This window comes from Mycolicibacterium sp. TUM20985 (assembly GCF_030295745.1).
GTDB lineage: Bacteria > Actinomycetota > Actinomycetes > Mycobacteriales > Mycobacteriaceae > Mycobacterium.
On record NZ_AP027291.1, the window covers coordinates 4,334,821 to 4,351,872 of the forward strand.

Annotated in this window: 16 protein-coding genes; 12 read left to right on the forward strand and 4 right to left on the reverse strand. The window is 67.3% G+C overall.

From position 1 onward, the window contains the following. Positions 1-60 precede the first annotated feature (60 nt). From QUE68_RS21315 to QUE68_RS21360, 10 genes are all read left to right on the forward strand, one after another. Positions 61-2,406 carry an NADH-quinone oxidoreductase subunit G gene (locus QUE68_RS21315; protein ID WP_286275895.1) on the forward strand — a complete coding sequence of 782 codons (2,346 nt, stop codon included), beginning with the start codon at positions 61-63 and terminating at the stop codon, positions 2,404-2,406. Next, the gene (gene nuoH, locus QUE68_RS21320; RefSeq protein ID WP_284235295.1) at positions 2,403-3,635 is read left to right on the forward strand and encodes an NADH-quinone oxidoreductase subunit NuoH; all 1,233 of its coding nucleotides are present in this window, start codon (positions 2,403-2,405) and stop codon (positions 3,633-3,635) included. The genes QUE68_RS21315 and nuoH overlap by 4 nt, the downstream gene beginning before the upstream one ends. Next, positions 3,628-4,155, forward strand: coding sequence for an NADH-quinone oxidoreductase subunit NuoI (gene nuoI / locus QUE68_RS21325; RefSeq protein WP_284228270.1), 528 nt, complete (start codon positions 3,628-3,630; stop codon positions 4,153-4,155). Before nuoH ends, nuoI begins: the two co-directional genes overlap by 8 nt. Before the next feature lie 8 nt (positions 4,156-4,163). After that, the gene (locus QUE68_RS21330; protein ID WP_284231196.1) at positions 4,164-4,916 is read left to right on the forward strand and encodes an NADH-quinone oxidoreductase subunit J; all 753 of its coding nucleotides are present in this window, start codon (positions 4,164-4,166) and stop codon (positions 4,914-4,916) included. Further along, entirely contained in the window at positions 4,913-5,212 is a 300-nt protein-coding gene (gene nuoK / locus QUE68_RS21335; RefSeq protein ID WP_284235294.1) for an NADH-quinone oxidoreductase subunit NuoK, read from the forward strand. The genes QUE68_RS21330 and nuoK overlap by 4 nt, the downstream gene beginning before the upstream one ends. A gap of 3 nt (positions 5,213-5,215) precedes the next feature. Next, positions 5,216-7,102 (forward strand): NADH-quinone oxidoreductase subunit L, encoded by a 1,887-nt coding sequence (gene nuoL, locus QUE68_RS21340; RefSeq protein ID WP_284235293.1) that lies wholly within the window; start codon positions 5,216-5,218, stop codon positions 7,100-7,102. A gap of 38 nt (positions 7,103-7,140) precedes the next feature. Continuing rightward, positions 7,141-8,655 (forward strand): NADH-quinone oxidoreductase subunit M, encoded by a 1,515-nt coding sequence (locus tag QUE68_RS21345; RefSeq protein WP_286275897.1) that lies wholly within the window; start codon positions 7,141-7,143, stop codon positions 8,653-8,655. Continuing rightward, a complete protein-coding gene (gene nuoN / locus QUE68_RS21350) occupies positions 8,652-10,232 on the forward strand; it encodes an NADH-quinone oxidoreductase subunit NuoN (RefSeq protein ID WP_284235292.1) in 1,581 nt (526 codons plus the stop codon). Before QUE68_RS21345 ends, nuoN begins: the two co-directional genes overlap by 4 nt. A gap of 9 nt (positions 10,233-10,241) precedes the next feature. Continuing rightward, entirely contained in the window at positions 10,242-11,027 is a 786-nt protein-coding gene (locus QUE68_RS21355) for an enoyl-CoA hydratase (RefSeq protein ID WP_284235290.1), read from the forward strand. 295 nt (positions 11,028-11,322) lie between these two features. Next, positions 11,323-11,727 (forward strand): VOC family protein, encoded by a 405-nt coding sequence (locus tag QUE68_RS21360; RefSeq protein ID WP_284235289.1) that lies wholly within the window; start codon positions 11,323-11,325, stop codon positions 11,725-11,727. Here QUE68_RS21360 and QUE68_RS21365 read toward each other — a convergent pair. Further along, complete coding sequence (locus QUE68_RS21365) at positions 11,724-12,065, reverse strand: hypothetical protein (RefSeq protein WP_284228277.1); 342 nt, start codon at positions 12,063-12,065, stop codon at positions 11,724-11,726. The two genes, QUE68_RS21360 and QUE68_RS21365, sit on opposite strands and share 4 nt — an antisense overlap. Before the next feature lie 18 nt (positions 12,066-12,083). After that, complete coding sequence (locus QUE68_RS21370; protein ID WP_284235288.1) at positions 12,084-12,686, reverse strand: TetR/AcrR family transcriptional regulator; 603 nt, start codon at positions 12,684-12,686, stop codon at positions 12,084-12,086. Between the two features lie 42 nt (positions 12,687-12,728). On the opposite strand from QUE68_RS21370, the gene QUE68_RS21375 reads away from it, so the two are divergent. Both QUE68_RS21375 and QUE68_RS21380 read left to right on the forward strand, forming a co-directional pair. After that, a complete protein-coding gene (locus QUE68_RS21375; protein WP_284235287.1) occupies positions 12,729-13,868 on the forward strand; it encodes a phosphotransferase family protein in 1,140 nt (379 codons plus the stop codon). Continuing rightward, on the forward strand, positions 13,868-14,983 hold the full coding sequence (locus tag QUE68_RS21380; RefSeq protein ID WP_284235286.1) for a hypothetical protein: 1,116 nt from the start codon (positions 13,868-13,870) through the stop codon (positions 14,981-14,983). Before QUE68_RS21375 ends, QUE68_RS21380 begins: the two co-directional genes overlap by 1 nt. Before the next feature lie 59 nt (positions 14,984-15,042). On the opposite strand, the gene QUE68_RS21385 is transcribed toward QUE68_RS21380, so the two are convergent. Together QUE68_RS21385 and QUE68_RS21390 are read right to left on the reverse strand one after the other, a co-directional pair. Then, positions 15,043-15,210, reverse strand: a complete 168-nt coding sequence (locus tag QUE68_RS21385) for a hypothetical protein (protein ID WP_284235285.1) — start codon at positions 15,208-15,210, stop codon at positions 15,043-15,045. Positions 15,211-15,500: 290 nt separating this feature from the next. Further along, a complete protein-coding gene (locus QUE68_RS21390; protein WP_284228282.1) occupies positions 15,501-17,009 on the reverse strand; it encodes a flavin-containing monooxygenase in 1,509 nt (502 codons plus the stop codon). Positions 17,010-17,052: the final 43 nt, after the last annotated feature.

A 17,052-nucleotide genomic window follows, 5' to 3' on the forward strand; every position in this document is an offset into this window, starting at 1 on the left:
CTCGGCGTCGAAGGGGGCAAGGTTGTGACGACCACGGAAGAGCCGGTGACCGGCGTCGAGATGGTGACGCTCACCATCGACGACCATCAGATCAGTGTCCCCAAGGGCACGTTGGTGATTCGGGCGGCCGAGCTGATGGGCGTCCAGATTCCGCGGTTCTGCGATCACCCCCTGCTGGAACCCGTCGGGGCGTGTCGGCAGTGCCTCGTCGAGGTCGAGGGGCAGCGCAAGCCGATGGCGTCGTGCACCATCACCGTCACCCCCGACATGGTGGTGCGCACGCAGGTGACCTCCGAGGCAGCCGACAAGGCGCAGCACGGCGTCATGGAGCTGCTGCTGATCAACCACCCGCTGGACTGCCCGGTCTGCGACAAGGGCGGCGAATGCCCGCTGCAGAACCAGGCGATGTCCAACGGTCAGGCCGACACTCGCTTCACCGACGTCAAGCGCACCTTCCCCAAGCCCATCAACCTGTCCTCACAGGTGTTGCTCGACCGCGAGCGGTGCGTGCTCTGCGCGCGATGCACCAGGTTCTCCGACCAGATCGCCGGTGACCCGTCCATCGAGCTGCTCGAACGCGGCGCGTTGCAGCAGGTCGGAATCGCCGACGACAAGCCCTTCGACTCGTACTTCTCGGGCAACACCGTCCAGATCTGCCCGGTCGGCGCGTTGACGGGCACCGCCTACCGGTTCCGGGCCCGGCCGTTCGACCTGGTGTCCACCCCGAGCATCTGTGAGCACTGCGCGTCGGGATGTGCGCAGCGGACGGATCACCGGCGCGGAAAGGTGTTGCGCCGCTTGGCCGGTGATGATCCCGAGGTCAACGAGGAATGGAACTGCGACAAGGGCCGCTGGGCCTTCACCTACGCCAACCAGGGCGACCGCATCGCCACCCCGTTGGTGCGCGACGCCGACGGCAGCCAACGTCCGGCATCGTGGTCGGAGGCCGTTGCGGTCGCGATCCGGGGCCTGACCGCGGCGGGCGCAGCCACCGGGGTGCTGGTCGGCGGGCGCGCGACCCTGGAGGACGCCTACGCCTACGCCAAGTTCGCCCGAATCGTACTGGGCACCAACGACATCGACTTCCGAAGCCGGGCCCACTCCGACGAGGAGGCCCAGTTCCTGGCCTCGGCCGTCGCGGGGCGGACGATGGCCGTCACGTACTCCGACGTCGAGGCCGCGGGCGCGGTGCTCCTCGTCGGGCTGGAACCCGAAGAGGAATCCCCCATCGTCTACTTGCGCCTGCGCAAGGCGTTCCGCAAGCGTGGCCTGGAGGTCAGCTCCATCGCACCGTTCGCCACGCGCGGCTTGCAGAAGATGGGCGGCACCCTGATCGCCACGACGCCCGGTGACGAGGCCGCCGCCCTCGACGCACTCGGTGGCGGCATGGATGCGGGGACGATCATCCTGGTCGGCGAGCGGCTCGCGACGTCGGCGGGCGCGTACTCGGCGGTGCTCCGACTCGCGGCACGGACCGGTGCGAGAGTCGGGTGGATCCCCCGTCGCGCCGGTGAGCGTGGTGCGCTGGAAGCCGGTGCGGCGCCACATCTCCTGCCGGGTGGGCGACCACTGTCGGACGCCGACGCCAGGGCCGAGGTCGCCGCGGCGTGGCACGTCGACGATCTCCCCGGCGATGCGGGCCGGGATACATCGGGCATCCTCGCCGCCGCGGCCGACGGCACCCTTCGAGCCCTGCTCGTCGGCGGGGTCGAGGTCGACGACCTACCCGACCCGGGGGCCGCACGCGCGGCCCTCGACGCGACCCCGTTCCTCGTCAGCCTCGAAGTGCTCCACAGCGCCGTCACCGAACGCGCCGACGTCGTGTTTCCCGTCGCCCCCGTCACCGAGAAGTCGGGCACGTTCCTCTCCTGGGAGGGCCGGGGTCGCTCGTTCGGACCGGCGTTGCCGCCCAACGCCACCCCCGATTCCCGGGTGCTCACCGCCCTGGCCGAGGAGGTCGGCGTGGACATCGGGCTGTACGACGCACCCGCCGCGTGGTCGGAACTCGAGCGGCTTGGCGCCTGGCAGGGCGCCCCCGTCGCCGCCCCGAGCGTTCCCGTCCCGCAGCGCGACGCGCCGGCCGCGGGCCTGGCAGTGCTGGCGAGTTGGCGAATGTTGTTGGATGCCGGGCGTCTTCAGGACGGTGAGCCGCACCTGGCCGGCACGGCGCGATCACCCGTCGCGCGGTTGTCACCGGCGACCGCCGCCGAGCTCGGCGCCGAGGAGGGCCGGCTGATCACCGTCGCCACCGACCGGGGTGCCATCAGCCTTCCGTTGGAGCTCACCGAGATGCCGGACCAGGTGGTGTGGTTGCCGCTCAATTCCGCAGGCTCGCACGTCAGCACCGCGCTCGGCGTCACGTCGGGTGCCGTCGTCGCCCTATCCGTCGGAGGTGAGTCAGCGTGACGTACCCCGACCTCGGCTCGTTCGGCCACGACCCGTGGTGGCTCATGTTGGCCAAGGCGCTTGGGGTGTTCGTCTTCCTTCTGCTCACGGTGCTCGTCGCCATCCTGCTCGAACGCAAGGTGCTGGGCCGGATGCAGATGCGCTACGGCCCCAACCGGGTTGGACCCTTCGGTCTGCTACAGAGCCTGGTGGACGGGGTCAAGCTGGCCCTGAAGGAAGGGCTCATCCCGGCCGGCGTCGACAAGCCGATCTACCTGGCCGCCCCGGTCATCGCCGTCATCCCCGCGTTCATGGCCTTCGCCGTGATCCCGCTGGGGGGCATGGTCAGCGTCTTCGGCCACCAGACCCCGCTGCAATTGACCGACCTCTCCGTCGCCGTGCTGTACGTGCTGGCGGTGACGTCGATCGGCGTCTACGGAATCGTGTTGGCGGGCTGGGCATCCGGATCCACCTACCCGCTGCTCGGCGGGCTGCGGTCGAGTGCGCAGGTGATCTCCTACGAGATCGCCATGGCGTTGTGCTTCGCCGCGGTCTTCCTCTATTCGGGCACAATGTCGACCTCGGAGATCGTGGCCAAGCAGCAGGGCCTCTGGTACGTGTTCCTGCTGCTGCCGTCGTTCGTCATCTACGTGACCTCGATGGTCGGCGAGACCAACCGTGCGCCCTTCGACCTGCCCGAGGCCGAGGGCGAACTAGTTGGCGGATTCCACACCGAGTACTCCTCGCTGAAGTTCGCGATGTTCATGCTCGCCGAGTACGTCAACATGACCACGGTCGCCGCGCTCGCGACGACGCTGTTCCTCGGCGGCTGGCAGGCGCCATGGCCGTTCAGCATGATCGACGGCGCCAACTCCGGGTGGTGGCCGCTGCTGTGGTTCGTCGCCAAGGTGTGGACGTTCATGTTCGGGTTCATGTGGCTGCGCGCCACGCTGCCGCGGCTGCGCTACGACCAGTTCATGAACCTCGGCTGGAAGATCCTCATCCCCATCTCACTGGGCTGGATCGTGACCGTCGCCGTCGTGCGGACCCTGCGCAACGAGGGTTACGACGGCCTCGCCGTGGTCCTCATCGCGACAAGTGCGTTCGTCGGCCTGCTCCTCGCGGTCTACCTCTATCGCACGTTGCGGCACAAGCAGGCTCGTCCCCAACGCCTCGCCGACCCGCCGTCCACCGTGACGGGCGCGTTCCCGGTACCCCCAATCCCCGCCAAGGAGTCCGCCGATGCCTAAGAGGCCGCACCTGATCGACGCCATCGCCGGGTTCGGGGTGACGTTCAAGACGATGTTCAAGAAGCCGATCACCGAGGAGTACCCGGAGAAGCCCGGCGCGACGGCCGAGCGGTATCACGGCCGCCACCAACTCAACCGGTACGACGACGGCCTGGAGAAGTGCATCGGCTGCGAACTCTGCGCGTGGGCGTGCCCGGCCGACGCGATCTTCGTCGAGGGCGCGGACAACACCGAGGCGGAACGCTTCTCGCCCGGTGAGCGTTACGGACGGGTCTATCAAATCAACTATCTGCGGTGCATCGGCTGCGGCCTGTGCATCGAGGCCTGCCCGACGCGGGCGCTGACCATGACCAACGACTACGAGATGGCCGACGACAACCGCGCCGACCTGATCTACGGCAAGGACAAGCTGCTGGCGCCACTGCAGCCCGACATGACTGCCCCACCGCACGCCATGGTGATCGGTAGTACCGACGAGGACTACTACCGGGGCAACGTCCGCGCGGACGGCCTCGGGTGACCGGCGAGATGGGGCTCCTCGCGGCCGAGACCATCTCCCGCACGTCGACGATGGAGGCGGTGACGTTCTGGGTGCTCGGCACCCTCGCGGTGCTCGGCGCGGTCGCCGTCGTCGCGGCGCCCAAGGCCGTCTACTCGGCGATCTTCCTGGCGATCACCATGATCATCCTCGCCGTGCTCTACATCGCCCAGGACGCGCTGTTCCTCGGCGTCGTGCAGATCGTGGTCTACACCGGTGCGGTAATGATGCTCTTCCTGTTCGTCCTGATGTTGATCGGCGTCGACTCCGCCGATTCCCTGGTGGAAACCATTCGGGGACAACGGGTTGCCGCCATCGTCGCGGGTGCGGCCTTCGGCATCCTGCTCATCGCCGGTATCGGCAACGTCTCCGTCGCCGGCTTCACCGGGCTCGCGCAGGCCAACGCGGGCGGTAACGTCGAGGGCCTGGCGGCCCTGATCTTCGTCCGCTACCTGTGGGCCTTCGAGCTCACGAGTGCGCTGCTCATCACGGCCACCCTCGGCGCGATGGTGCTCACCCACCGCGAGCGCATCGACCGTCGCAAGACCCAACGTGAGCTCGCCACCGAACGGTTCGCCCCCGGCGGGCACGCCACACCGATGCCCAATCCCGGTGTCTACGCCCGGCACAACGCGGTCGACGTGGCCGCTCGCCTGCCCGACGGCTCGGACGCCCTGACCTCGGTCAGCGGCATCCTGCCCCCGCGCACCGTGGCGGCCGCGAAGAACGGGGCGCCGCGGTGAATCCGGGGAACTACCTGTATCTGTCCGCGCTGTTGTTCACCATCGGCGCCGCGGGAGTGCTGTTGCGGCGCAACGCGATCGTGATGTTCATGTGCGTCGAGCTGATGCTCAACGCCGGCAACCTGGCCTTCGTCACGTTCTCCCGAATGCACGGTCACCTCGACGGTCAGGTGGTGGCGTTCTTCACCATGGTGGTCGCCGCCTGCGAGGTCGTGGTCGGCCTGGCGATCATCATGACCATCTTCCGGGCCAGGCAGTCCGCCTCGGTCGACGGCGCGAACCTGTTGAGGCATTAGCCGATGACCCTTCCCATCTGGCTGCTGATCGCGCTGCCGCTCCTCGGTGCGGCGGTGCTGCTGTTGGGCGGCAAGGCCACCAATGCCTGGGGTCATCTGGTGGGTTGCGCCGCGGTGCTGGCCTCCTTCGTCGTCGGTGTCCTGCTGTTCGTCGGGCTGCTCGGCCAACCGGCGGAGGACCGCGGTCTCCACGAACACCTCTTCAGCTGGGTGCCCGTCGGTGAGCTGCGGGTCGACTTCGGCCTCCAACTCGACCAGCTGTCAGTGTGTTTCGTCCTGCTCATCACCGGCGTGGGATCGCTGATTCACGTCTACTCCGTCGGCTACATGGCCCACGACCCCGAACGCAGACGTTTCTTCGGCTACCTCAACCTCTTCGTGGCGGCCATGCTGCTGCTGGTGCTGGCCGACAACTTCCTGGGCCTCTACATGGGTTGGGAGGGCGTCGGTCTGGCGTCGTACCTGCTGATCGGCTTCTGGTCGTACAAGCCGTCGGCCGCAGCGGCGGCGAAGAAGGCGTTCGTGGTCAACCGGGTCGGTGACATCGGGTTGGCGCTCGCGCTGATGGTGATGTTCACAGAAGTCGGGACCGTCTCCTACGAGGGCGTGTTCGGGGCCGCCGATCAGATGACGCAGGGGACGTTGACGGCAATCGGGCTGCTCCTGCTGTTGGCTGCGTGCGGCAAGTCCGCGCAGGTGCCGCTGCAGTCCTGGCTGGGCGACGCGATGGAGGGCCCGACGCCGGTGTCGGCGCTAATCCACGCGGCGACCATGGTCACCGCGGGCGTCTACCTCATCGTCCGCTCGGGACCCGTCTACGACCTAGCGCCCGACGCCCGCCTCGGCGTCGTGATCGTGGGCGCGGTGACCCTGCTGTTCGGCGCCGTCATCGGCTGCGCGAAAGACGACATCAAGAAGGCCCTCGCCGCGTCGACGATGAGCCAGATCGGCTACATGGTGCTTGCCGCGGGCCTCGGTCCGGCCGGTTACGCCATCGCAATCATGCATCTGCTGACGCACGGCTTCTTCAAGGCGGGACTGTTCCTCGGCGCCGGTTCGGTGATGCACGGCATGGACGACGAGACCGACATGCGCCGGTTCGGCGGCCTGCGCACGTTCATGCCGATCACGTTCGTCACCTTTGGGCTCGGCTACCTGGCGATCATCGGCGTGCCGCCGTTCGCCGGGTTCTTCTCCAAGGACGCGATCATCGAAACCGCCTTCGCCGCAGGCGGACCCAAGGGTCTGCTGCTCGGTGGCGCGGCGCTGCTCGGTGCGGGCATCACGGCGTTCTACATGACGCGGGTGATGCTGATGACGTTCTTCGGGGAGAAGCGCTGGGCCGACGGCGTGCACCCCCATGAGTCGCCGGGCAGCATGACGTGGCCGATGATCGTGCTCGCCGTCGGATCCGTCGGCGCGGGCGGGCTGCTCGCGATCGGCGGCACCCTGGAGCACTGGCTCGAGCCCGTCGTCGGTGCACCCGAGGAAACCGCGCACGCCATACCGGTCTGGTTGATGACGACCATCACGCTGGCCGTCGTGGCCGTGGGCGTCGCCGTCGCCTACCGCAAGTACGCCACCCGCCCGATTCCCGAGGTGGCCCCGGACGACGTGTCCGCGCTGACCGTCGCCGCCCGCCGCGACCTCTACGGTGACGCCTTCAACGAAGACGTCCTGATGCGGCCGGGACAGACGCTCACCAGGGGTCTGGTCGAGATCGACGACGACGGCATCGACGACGTGTCGCGCGTCCTCGGCTCCCTAGTCGGCGGCTCCTCGGAACGGTTGCGACAGTTCCAGACCGGGTTCGCCCGCTCGTACGCGCTGTCCATGCTCGGCGGCGCTGCGTTGATCATCGCCGCGATGCTGGCGGTGAGGGTCTGGTGACCGGCGTGCCGTGGCTGACGGTGCTGTGGGCCGTCCCGATGGTCGGCGCCGTCATCGTGATCCTGTTGCCCTCGGCGGCAAGGCATCTAGCGAAGTACGCGGCGCTTGCGGTGTCCCTGGTGGTGTTGGCGATCGCGGCACTGCTGGCCGTGACGTTCGACCCGACCGGCCCGCAGTACCAGTTCGTCGAGGATCATGCCTGGATCCCGTCCTTCGGCACGGGCTACATCCTGGGCCTCGACGGCATCGCGTTGGCCCTGGTGGCCCTCACCGCCGTGCTGGTGCCCCTGCTGATCGTCGCCGGCTGGAACGACGCCAGCGATCAGGCCAGGTCCGTGCACACGTACCTGGCGTTGACGTTGGCCGTCGAGGGCATGGTGCTCATCTCCCTGACCGCGCTCGACGTGCTGCTGTTCTACGTGTTCTTCGAGGCGATGCTCATCCCGATGTACTTCCTCATCGGCGGCTTCGGCGGCGGCGCGAACCGCTCGAAGGCAGCGGTGAAGTTCCTGCTGTACAACCTGTTCGGCGGGTTGATCATGCTGGCCGCCGTCATCGGACTGTACGTGGCGACGGCCAGGAGCGACGCCTTCGCCGACGGCACCTTCGACTTCCGCGCGATCGTGGCCGCCGTCGCCGACGGCTCACTGGGCATCGACCCCGCGGTGCTGAACGCGCTGTTCCTCGGCTTCATGTTCGCCTTCGCCGTCAAGGCGCCGCTATGGCCGTTCCACCGCTGGCTGCCCGATGCGGCGGTCGAGGCCACCCCCGCCACCGCGGTGCTGATGATGGCCGTCGTCGACAAGGTCGGGACGTTCGGGATGCTGCGGTACTGCCTGCAGCTGTTCCCCGATGCGTCGATGACCTTCCGGCCGTTGATCATCACGCTGGCAGTGGTCGGCATCGTCTATGGCGCGGTCGTCGCGATCGGCCAGACCGACGTGATGCGGCTGATCTCCTACACGTCGATATCCCACTTCGGCTTCATCATCCTCGGCATCTTCGTGATGACCAGCCAGGGCCAGACCGGATCGACGCTCTACATGGTCAACCACGGCATCTCGACGGCGGCGCTGTTCCTCGTCGCGGGATTCCTGGTGTCGCGCAGGGGAAGCCGTGCCATCGCAGCCTTCGGCGGGGTGCAGAAGGTCGCGCCCGTCCTCGCGGGTACCTTCCTCATCGCCGGGCTGGCGACGTTGTCCCTACCGGGCCTGGCACCATTCATCAGTGAATTCCTGGTGCTACTGGGTACGTTCACCACATATCCCGCCCTGGCCGTGTTCGCGACCTCCGCCCTGGTGCTGTCGGCGATCTACATCCTCTGGATGTATCAGCGGATGATGACCGGACCGGTGTCCCCCGACGTCGAGCCGCTGCGCGACCTCGTCCCGAGGGAACTCGTCGTGGTGGTGCCGCTGATCGCCATCCTGCTGGTCCTGGGCGTCTATCCGAAGCCCGTCCTCGACGTCATCGATCCGGCCGTCGGCCACACGCTGACCACCATCGGCCAGCAGGACCCCGCACCCCGCGTCGCGCAAGGACCAGTGAAATGACCCTCACCCCGCCCTCGGTCGAATACGGCCTGCTCTCACCGATGTTGATCGTGCTAGGCGTCGCGGTGCTCGGCGTACTCGTCGAGGCGTTCCTGCCCCATGGGGTGCGCTACCGGGTGCAGTTGACGTTGGCCGTCGGGGGTCAGATCGCCGCGCTGGTGGCGGTCGTCATCCAGTGGCTCGGGCTCGGGTCGTCGCTCGGGCAGACCGCCGTCATGGGCGCCGTCGCCGTCGACAAGCCCGCGCTCTTCCTGCAGGGCACCCTGCTGCTGATCGGCGTCCTCGGCACACTGCTGATCGCCGAGCGCCGCGTCGCCTCCGAAGTCGACGCCGCACAAGGGGAAGCCGGGGCCAGCGGCCTGGACGCGTTCACACCGATGGCGTCGGCCGTCCCGGGCAGTGTCGCCGAGAAGCTGGCCACCAAGGCCGGTATCGCGCAGACCGAGATCTTCCCGCTAACCATGTTCGCGCTCGGCGGCATGATGCTGTTCGGCGCGTCCGACGACCTGCTGACGATGTTCATCGCGCTCGAGGTGTTCTCCCTGCCGCTGTATCTGATGTGCGGCCTGGCGCGGCGCCGGCGGCTGCTCTCCCAGGAGGCGGCTCTCAAGTACTTCCTCCTGGGCGCGTTCGCATCGGCCTTCTTCCTCTATGGCATCGCGTTGCTGTACGGCTACTCCGGTGGCCTCAGCCTCAGCGGTATCCGCGAGGCGGCGAACCCGGACGGTACGACGCTGGCCCTCGTCGGCATCGCGTTGCTCTCGGTCGGCGTGTTGTTCAAAGTCGGTGCGGTGCCTTTCCATTCGTGGATTCCCGACGTCTATCAGGGCGCTCCCACCCCGGTGACGGCCTTCATGGCGGCGGCCACCAAGATCGCCGCGTTCGGCGCCATGCTGCGCATCTTCTACGTCGCACTCCCCGGGTTCAAGGACGACTGGCGACCGCTGATGTGGGGCGTCGCCATCCTGACGATGGTGGTCGGAACGGTGACCGCGGTATCGCAGCGCGACGTCAAGCGGATGTTGGCCTACTCGTCGGTGGCGCATGCCGGCTTCATCCTCACCGGCGTGATCGCACTCAACGACAGCGGTGTGTCCGCCACGTTGTTCTACCTGTTCGCCTACGGGTTCAGCACCCTCGGCGCCTTCGCCGTCGTCAGCGTCGTGCGCAATGCGGCGGGCGAGGAGGAGACGGACATGTCGAAATGGGCGGGGCTCGGGCGGAGTCATCCCCTGGTCGGTGTGGTGTTCTCGTTGTTCCTCCTCGCGTTCGCAGGCATCCCGTTGACCAGTGGCTTCGTCAGCAAATTCGCGGTCTTCAAGGCCGCGAGCGAGGGTGGCGCCGCACCCCTGGTGATCGTCGGCGTCTGCGCCAGCGCCGTGGCGGCGTACTTCTACGTGCGGGTGATCGTGCTGTTGTTCTTCACCGAACCGTCCGCTGATGCGCCGACGGTGATCGTCCCGAGCGCGCTGAGCATGGCCACCGTCACCGTGAGCGCGGCCATCACCCTGATCCTGGGCGCCGTCCCGCAGCCAATCCTCGACCTCGCGAACAGCGCGAACCAATTCGTGCGCTAGCGTTCGCGAATGACTGACGACGAGTTGGTGATGCGCACCGATCACGGTGCCGTCCGGGTGCTGACCATGAACCGCCCGGAAGCCCGTAACGCACTGAACCGCATGCTGATCCGTTCGCTGTATGCGGCCCTCAAGTCCGCCGACGGCGACCCCTCGGTGCGGGCCGTCGTCCTGACCGGGACCGATCCCGCCTTCTGCGCAGGCATCGACCTGAAGGAGGCGGCGCGCGACGGGCTGACGTACTTCGAGGAGTTCAGGTCGCAGAGTTGCATCTCCGCGGTCGCCGACATGCGCACCCCGATCGTCGGCGCGATCAACGGGCCGACCTTCACCGGGGGTCTCGAACTGGCGCTGGGGTGCGACTTCCTGGTCGCCTCAGAGCGGGCCGTGTTCGCCGATACCCATGCTCGGGTGGGCATCCTGCCCGGCGGCGGGATGACGGCGCGGCTGCCGCAGGTGGTCGGCGGCGCGATGGCCCGGCGCATGTCGATGACGGGTGAGGTGGTCGACGCGGTTCGCGCCGAACGCATCGGGCTGGTCACCGAAGTGGTCCCCCACGATCGGCTGCTGGCGCGGGCCCTGGAGCTGGCCGCGCAGGTCGCCGGGGTGCCCAAGCCAACGATGCTGGGGCTCAAGGAGATCTACGTCCGCGGCGCGTCAGCCGTCGTCGACCCGGCACTGGCGGCCGAGGACGCGATCGCAGGCTCCCGGGATCAGGACCTCACCGGCTTGGAGCAGCGGCGCCTCGACGTCGTACGCGAGAACAAGGCTCAGATGGGTACCATCGCTAAGTGATCGAAGAGGACTTCGTCGTCATCGGTTTCGGCAAGGGCGGCAAGACACTTGCGGCAACGCTCGCCAAGCAGGGCAAGCTGCAGCTACGACTCACACGAGGTCATCGATTTGGTCGCCCTCGCCATGCGGCACGGCATCACGGCCACGGCGTTGCGCGACGGCATCTACACCCATCCGTCGAGGAGCGAGGCGTTCAATCAGCTTCTGGGCGCCTTGCTCTTCTGAACGCAGTTTGAACCATTCGCACCGCGGGGCCGTGTGAAGATCGATTCATCCGACGAACAAGGACGTTCACATGCCTACTTTTCCTGCCCTGACCCACGTCGCACTGACCGTGCGGGACCTCTCGGTCAGCGCGCCCTGGTACCGCGAGCTCATCGGCGTTAATCCAGTGATCGACGAGGACACCGACGCCGGCTACCGGCACGTCGTCTACGCGCTTCCCAATGACACGCTGTTCGGCCTCCACCAACACACGCAATCAGCACCCGACGGGCAGTTCAGCGAGTTTCGCGTCGGTCTCGACCACGTCGCGTTCGCCTGCGGGTCACGCGCGGAGCTGGAGGAATGGGTGGAACGCCTGAACGAGCTGGGCATCACTCACGGCGGGATCGTCGACGCACCGTACGGCTCGGGCCTCAGCTTCCGCGACCCCGACGGATCGGCGCTGGAGTTCTTCGCGCCGCCCGCCGCCGGTTAGGAATCCGTCGCAGAGTCGTCGTCGGACCCGGCCATCAAGACGTTCCACGCCTCGCGACGCTTGCGGTCCTGGACCTCCTTGCGCCACTGCGTGCCGCGTTGGCTGAACTGGCCCTCCGCGGCCCGTTCCGCGATCTCGGTGATGCGCCTGCCGAGGACCAGCGCCTCGCCGATCGTCATGGTCAGCAGCACACCGGCCCGGTCACCGTCGGGTCTTCCCACGGGGTCGACGACGACCCTGGCGGTTTCGGCCCGTCCGTCCGCGTCGTCGGTCCAGGGCGGCGTGGAGTACACCTCGGGCACCCCGTCCTCGTCGTTCAGGGTCAGCTGCACGTACATGCGCTCAACGGTAGCCGGTCAGGCCTTCACACCGTGACTGACGATGGCGGCGGTGTGCTCGACCCAGGCGTCGTCCTGTCGTCCGTCGGGATCGAGGAGCAGCCGAAGAAGCGTTGCACCACCAATGATTTCGATCAGCCGGTCGGGGTCGACGTCGGCGCGAACCTCACCCCTGGCGACGGCGTGCACCAGGCGTTCCCGCACCACGTCGAAGAGCCCCACGAAGCGGCTCGTGACCCGGGCGCCGAGGTCGGCGTCGGCGGCCATGTCGGCGATCAATCCAGGTAGGGCGGCCCGCACCACCGGGGTGGCGAACACGTCACTAGCGGCGGCGACCATCGCCCGCACGTCACCGACGATGTCGCCCTCGGGTGTCGTCAGCGCGGTGGGTGCCACGGGGAACGCGGCCTCGTGGACCAGCTCGGCCTTGCTCGACCAGCGCCGGTACAGCGCCGTCTTCGTGGTGCCAGCGCGTTCTGCGACCGCGGCCATCGTGAGATTCGCGTAGCCGATTTCAACGAGCAGATTTGCCGTCGCCGCCAATATGGCAGCGTCGATGCGGGGATCGCGTGGGCGTCCGACGCCTGGGGTCTCGACAACGTCACCCGCGTCTGCTTTCATAACGCTACTCACCGTATCGTAATTGCTCGAAGGGGTAAAACCGTGGCGAACGAACCGGCTGTCGAAGACGTCAGCCGTCTCCAGCACACCTCCCGTGACAACAGCACCCTGCCGTCGGTGATGTCGCAGTGGCTCTCGACCGTCATGCCGGGAGGCACCGCTCCCGAGGTGACCGTCGAAAGCGGCGTCGACGCGAACGGGATGTCCTCGGAGACCATCATCCTGACGGGCAAGTGGGAGCAGGACGGCCAGCCGACGGAGCAGAAGTGGGTAGCCCGCGTAGCGCCGAGCTCAGAGGACGTCCCGGTGTTCCCGACGTACCGACTGGACCATCAGTTCGACGTCATCCGGCTGGTGGGTGAGCTGACCGACGTGCCGGTCCCGCAGGTTCGTTGGATGGAGGCCACGGGGTCGGTGCTCGGCACGCCGTTCTTCCTGATGGACCACGTGGACGGCATCGTGCCACCGGACGTGATGCCGTACACCTTCGGGGGGAACTGGTTCGCCGACGCGCCCGCCGAGTCGAGGCGCGAGCTGCAGGACGCCACGGTCGACGTGCTCGCCAAGCTGCACTCGATCCCCGACGCCGTCGAGACCTTCGGGTTCCTGGCCGAGGTCGACCCGCCCGGGGACACCCCGCTGCGTCGACACTTCGGTTGGCTCAAGGACTGGTACGAGTTCGCGGTCCCCGACATCGGCCGGTCCGCACTGGTCGAGACCGCGCTGGCGTGGCTGGAGGAGAACTTTCCGACCGACGTCGCCGCGACGACGCCGGTACTCGCCTGGGGTGACTCGCGCATCGGCAACGTGCTCTACCGCGACTTCCGGCCCGTCGCAGTGCTCGACTGGGAGATGGCGACCGTCGGTCCCCGCGAGCTCGACGTCGCATGGATCGTGTTCGCCCACATGGTCTTCCAGGAACTCGCCGGGCTGGCCGGCCTGCCCGGATTGCCTGACGTGATGCGCGAGGAGGACGTGCGTGCGACCTACGAGCAGTCGACCGGCGTCACGCTGGGCGATCTCAGCTGGTTTTTCGTGTACTCGGGTGTCATCTGGTGCTGCGTGTTCATGCGGACCAGTGCCCGGCGGGTTCGCTTCGGGGAGATCGAGCAACCCGGTGACGTCGAAACGCTGTTCTACCACGCATCGCTACTGAAGAGACTCATTGGAGAGGTCAACTGATGCTCAGCCCCATGGATGAGTTTCCGCTACACCAGGTTCCGCAGCCGATCGCCCAACCGGAGTCCTCGGACCGCAACTTCTACGACCGGTCCTACTTCAACGCTCACGACCGCACCGGCGACATCTTCCTCATCACCGGCATCGGGTACTACCCGAACCTGGGGGTGAAGGACGCGTTCATGTTGGTTAGGCGCGGCGACGCCCAGACCGCGGTACACCTATCGGATGCCATCGATCAGGATCGGCTCAACCAGCACGTGCTGGGCTACCGCGTCGAGGTGCAGGAACCCTTGCACCGGTTGCGCATCGTGCTCGACGAGACCGAGGGCATCGCCGCCGACCTGACGTGGAACGGCTTGTTCGACGTCGTGCAGGAGCAGCGACACCTGCTTCGGGCCGGCAACCGGGTGACGCTGGACGCGCAGCGGTTCGCCCAGTTGGGTTCGTGGAGCGGGCATCTCGCGATCGACGGCGAGGAGATCACCGTCGACCCGTCGACGTGGATCGGCAGCCGCGACCGATCGTGGGGCATTCGACCCATCGGTGAGGCGGAACCCGCTGGGCGCCCGGCAGATCCGCCGTTCGAGGGCATGTGGTGGCTCTACGTGCCGATGGCGTTCGACGACTTCTCGATCGTGCTCATCATTCAGGAGGAACCCAGCGGCTTCCGGTCGCTGAACGACTGCACGCGAATCTGGAAGGACGGGCGCGTCGAACAACTGGGTTGGCCGCGCATCAATATTCACTACACCTCGGGTACCCGCATCCCGACCGGTGCCAGCATCGACGCCACCTCACTCGATGGTTCGCCGGTGCACTTCGAGGTGGAATCCAAACTGCCGGTACCGATTCACGTCGGCGGTGGCTACGGCGGTGACTCCGACTGGATCCACGGCGTGTGGAAGGGCGAGAAGTTCACGGAGCGACTGACCTACGACATGACCGACCCGGCGATCGTCGGGCGGGCCGGCTTCGGCGTGATCGATCACGTCGGTCGTGCGGTGTGCACCGAAGGCACCAGCGCACCCGTCGAGGGTTGGGGCCTCTTCGAGCACGGCGCGCTGGGGCGTCACGATCCTTCGGGCTTCAAGGATTGGTTGACGGTCGCGGACTGAAACCGAGCGCACAACGAGAAGGGGCACCCGTTTCCGGGTGCCCCTTCTTGGTGCTCGTGTCAGCGGCCGTTGCCGACGGTGGAGGTGACCGTACCCACGGTGGCCTCCTGCTGGATGTCGTTGATCCACTGGTGGTGGTCGATGCCCGCGCTGGCGGGAGCGGCAAGGCCGAACAGTGCGGCGGCGAAACCGGTGGCGACGATGCTGGCGAATCCGAACTTCTTCATGGTGTTCCCTCTTTCTCTGGCCGATTCTCCGGCCGGTCTGAGGGTTGTAACCGTGCAGGTCAGAGGTTAATTCCGGTGGCAGCAATTGAGCGATCGGTGGCAGTAATTCATCGCCCAGGGGGTGGCGCCGCCCACTTTGCAGGGCGGGCGCGCCGCAGCCCACACTGCAACCCCTAGCCCGCACGAGCGTGCGTGAACTACGACTTTCGTGCGGCGTGTCGGCCGCAGACACGCACGGTCGCGCAGGGGGAGGCGGGGGCGGGGCGGGCCGGGGGCGGGGCGGGCGGGGGCTAGACGGTCTGCGCCTGCTCGCCCGGCGTGGTCGCCTTGGCGGCCTGCGCCGGAGCGCGGCCGAAGACCATCGACTCCTCGATGCGGTCGAAACGGTGGTCGATCAGGTCCAGCACGTAGTTGTGCCGGACGTTCCACGGTCGGTGGATGCCGGACTTCGGCAGGGCATGGGGCGTGCGCTGGATGTAACCGGCCTTCAGGTCGAACGTCGGCTTCTCCGTCATCGGCATCCCGCCCAGGTGCGGATAGGCGTGGGTGTACCCACGAGACTCCATGTACGCCAACAGCTTCGCCACCGCCCGCGCCGTCATGTCGGCGCGAAGTGTCCACGACGCATTGGTGTAGCCGATGCACCACGCCATGTTGGGGACGTCTTCGAGGAGGTACTCCTTGTAGACGAAGCGATCGGTCGGCTTGATCTCGGCGCCGTCGACGACGAGGGTGATGCCGCCCAGCGCCTGTAGCTGCAGGCCGGTGGCCGTGACGATGATGTCTGCGTCCAACCGGTTGCCGGACTTCAGCACGATGCCGGTGGCGTCGACGTGGTCGACGATGTCGGTCACCACCTCGGCGCGGCCGTCGCCGATGTCGTCGAACAGATCCCCGTCCAGCACCAGGCACATCCGTTGGTCCCACGGGTCGTAGCGCGGCTTGAAGTGCACGTCGACGTCGTAGCCTTCGGGCAGGGCCGCGATGGTCCGGTTCCTGATCAGCCGGCGACCGAGCTTCGGGGCCTTGCGCATGAAGAAGTACGACAGCACCGCGAAGGCGGCGTTGCGGACCCGCACGATGTTGTGGGAGATCTTCCGCGGCAACAGCTTTCGAATCACGGTCACCATGGGGTCGATCCGCGCCATCGACATCATGTACGTCGGCGAACGCTGAAGCATGGTGACGTGCGACGCGGTCTTGGCCAACGCGGGAATCAGGCTGATGGCCGTGGCCCCGCTGCCGATCACCACGACGCGCTTGCCGGAATGGTCCAGTGACTCCGGCCAGAACTGCGGGTGCACCACCTCGCCGGTGAAGTCCTCCATGCCGGGGAACTCGGGCGAGTAGGGATGGTCGTAGTCGTAGTAACCGGTACCGAAGAACAGGAAACGACCCCGGTAGGACGTCGTCGAGCCGTCGGGTGCCGTGGTGTGCACCGTCCAGGTGTCGGTGGTGGAGTCCCATTCGGCCGAGGTGACGCGGGTGTCGAACCGGATGTGCCGATCGATGCCGTGGTGGCGCGCCGCATCGGTGAGGTACTCGCGGATGTCACCGCCGTCGGCGACGTTCTCCGGCCGCGTCCACGGCTCGAAGGGCAAGCTGAGGGTGAAGATGTCGCTGTCGGAGCGGATACCCGGATAACGGAACAGGTCCCAGGTGCCGCCGATGCGCTCGCGTCGTTCGAGGATGGTGTAACTGAGGTGGGGGTTCTTCTCGTGGATGCGGTACGCCGCCCCGATGCCCGAGATACCCGCGCCGATGATCAGCACGTCCGAGTATTCCGCCTGCGCGTTCATCCTGACCTCCCTTGGTCCCGGTTCGTGCCACCACGATAGGGGG

What these genes read in the sequence shown, in the direction of transcription:
- QUE68_RS21380 (WP_284235286.1), top strand. Translation starts at nt 13,868, where the DNA reads ATGCTCAGCCCCATGGATGAGTTTCCGCTACACCAGGTTCCGCAGCCG.
- QUE68_RS21385 (WP_284235285.1), bottom strand. Translation starts at nt 15,210, where the DNA reads ATGAAGAAGTTCGGATTCGCCAGCATCGTCGCCACCGGTTTCGCCGCC.
- QUE68_RS21360 (WP_284235289.1), top strand. Translation starts at nt 11,323, where the DNA reads ATGCCTACTTTTCCTGCCCTGACCCACGTCGCACTGACCGTGCGGGAC.
- QUE68_RS21355 (WP_284235290.1), top strand. Translation starts at nt 10,242, where the DNA reads ATGACTGACGACGAGTTGGTGATGCGCACCGATCACGGTGCCGTCCGG.
- QUE68_RS21390 (WP_284228282.1), bottom strand. Translation starts at nt 17,009, where the DNA reads ATGAACGCGCAGGCGGAATACTCGGACGTGCTGATCATCGGCGCGGGT.
- QUE68_RS21315 (WP_286275895.1), top strand. Translation starts at nt 61, where the DNA reads ATGGTGACGCTCACCATCGACGACCATCAGATCAGTGTCCCCAAGGGC.
- nuoL (WP_284235293.1), top strand. Translation starts at nt 5,216, where the DNA reads ATGACCCTTCCCATCTGGCTGCTGATCGCGCTGCCGCTCCTCGGTGCG.
- QUE68_RS21370 (WP_284235288.1), bottom strand. Translation starts at nt 12,686, where the DNA reads ATGAAAGCAGACGCGGGTGACGTTGTCGAGACCCCAGGCGTCGGACGC.
- nuoN (WP_284235292.1), top strand. Translation starts at nt 8,652, where the DNA reads ATGACCCTCACCCCGCCCTCGGTCGAATACGGCCTGCTCTCACCGATG.
- QUE68_RS21330 (WP_284231196.1), top strand. Translation starts at nt 4,164, where the DNA reads ATGGGGCTCCTCGCGGCCGAGACCATCTCCCGCACGTCGACGATGGAG.
- QUE68_RS21345 (WP_286275897.1), top strand. Translation starts at nt 7,141, where the DNA reads ATGGTCGGCGCCGTCATCGTGATCCTGTTGCCCTCGGCGGCAAGGCAT.
- QUE68_RS21365 (WP_284228277.1), bottom strand. Translation starts at nt 12,065, where the DNA reads ATGTACGTGCAGCTGACCCTGAACGACGAGGACGGGGTGCCCGAGGTG.
- nuoI (WP_284228270.1), top strand. Translation starts at nt 3,628, where the DNA reads ATGCCTAAGAGGCCGCACCTGATCGACGCCATCGCCGGGTTCGGGGTG.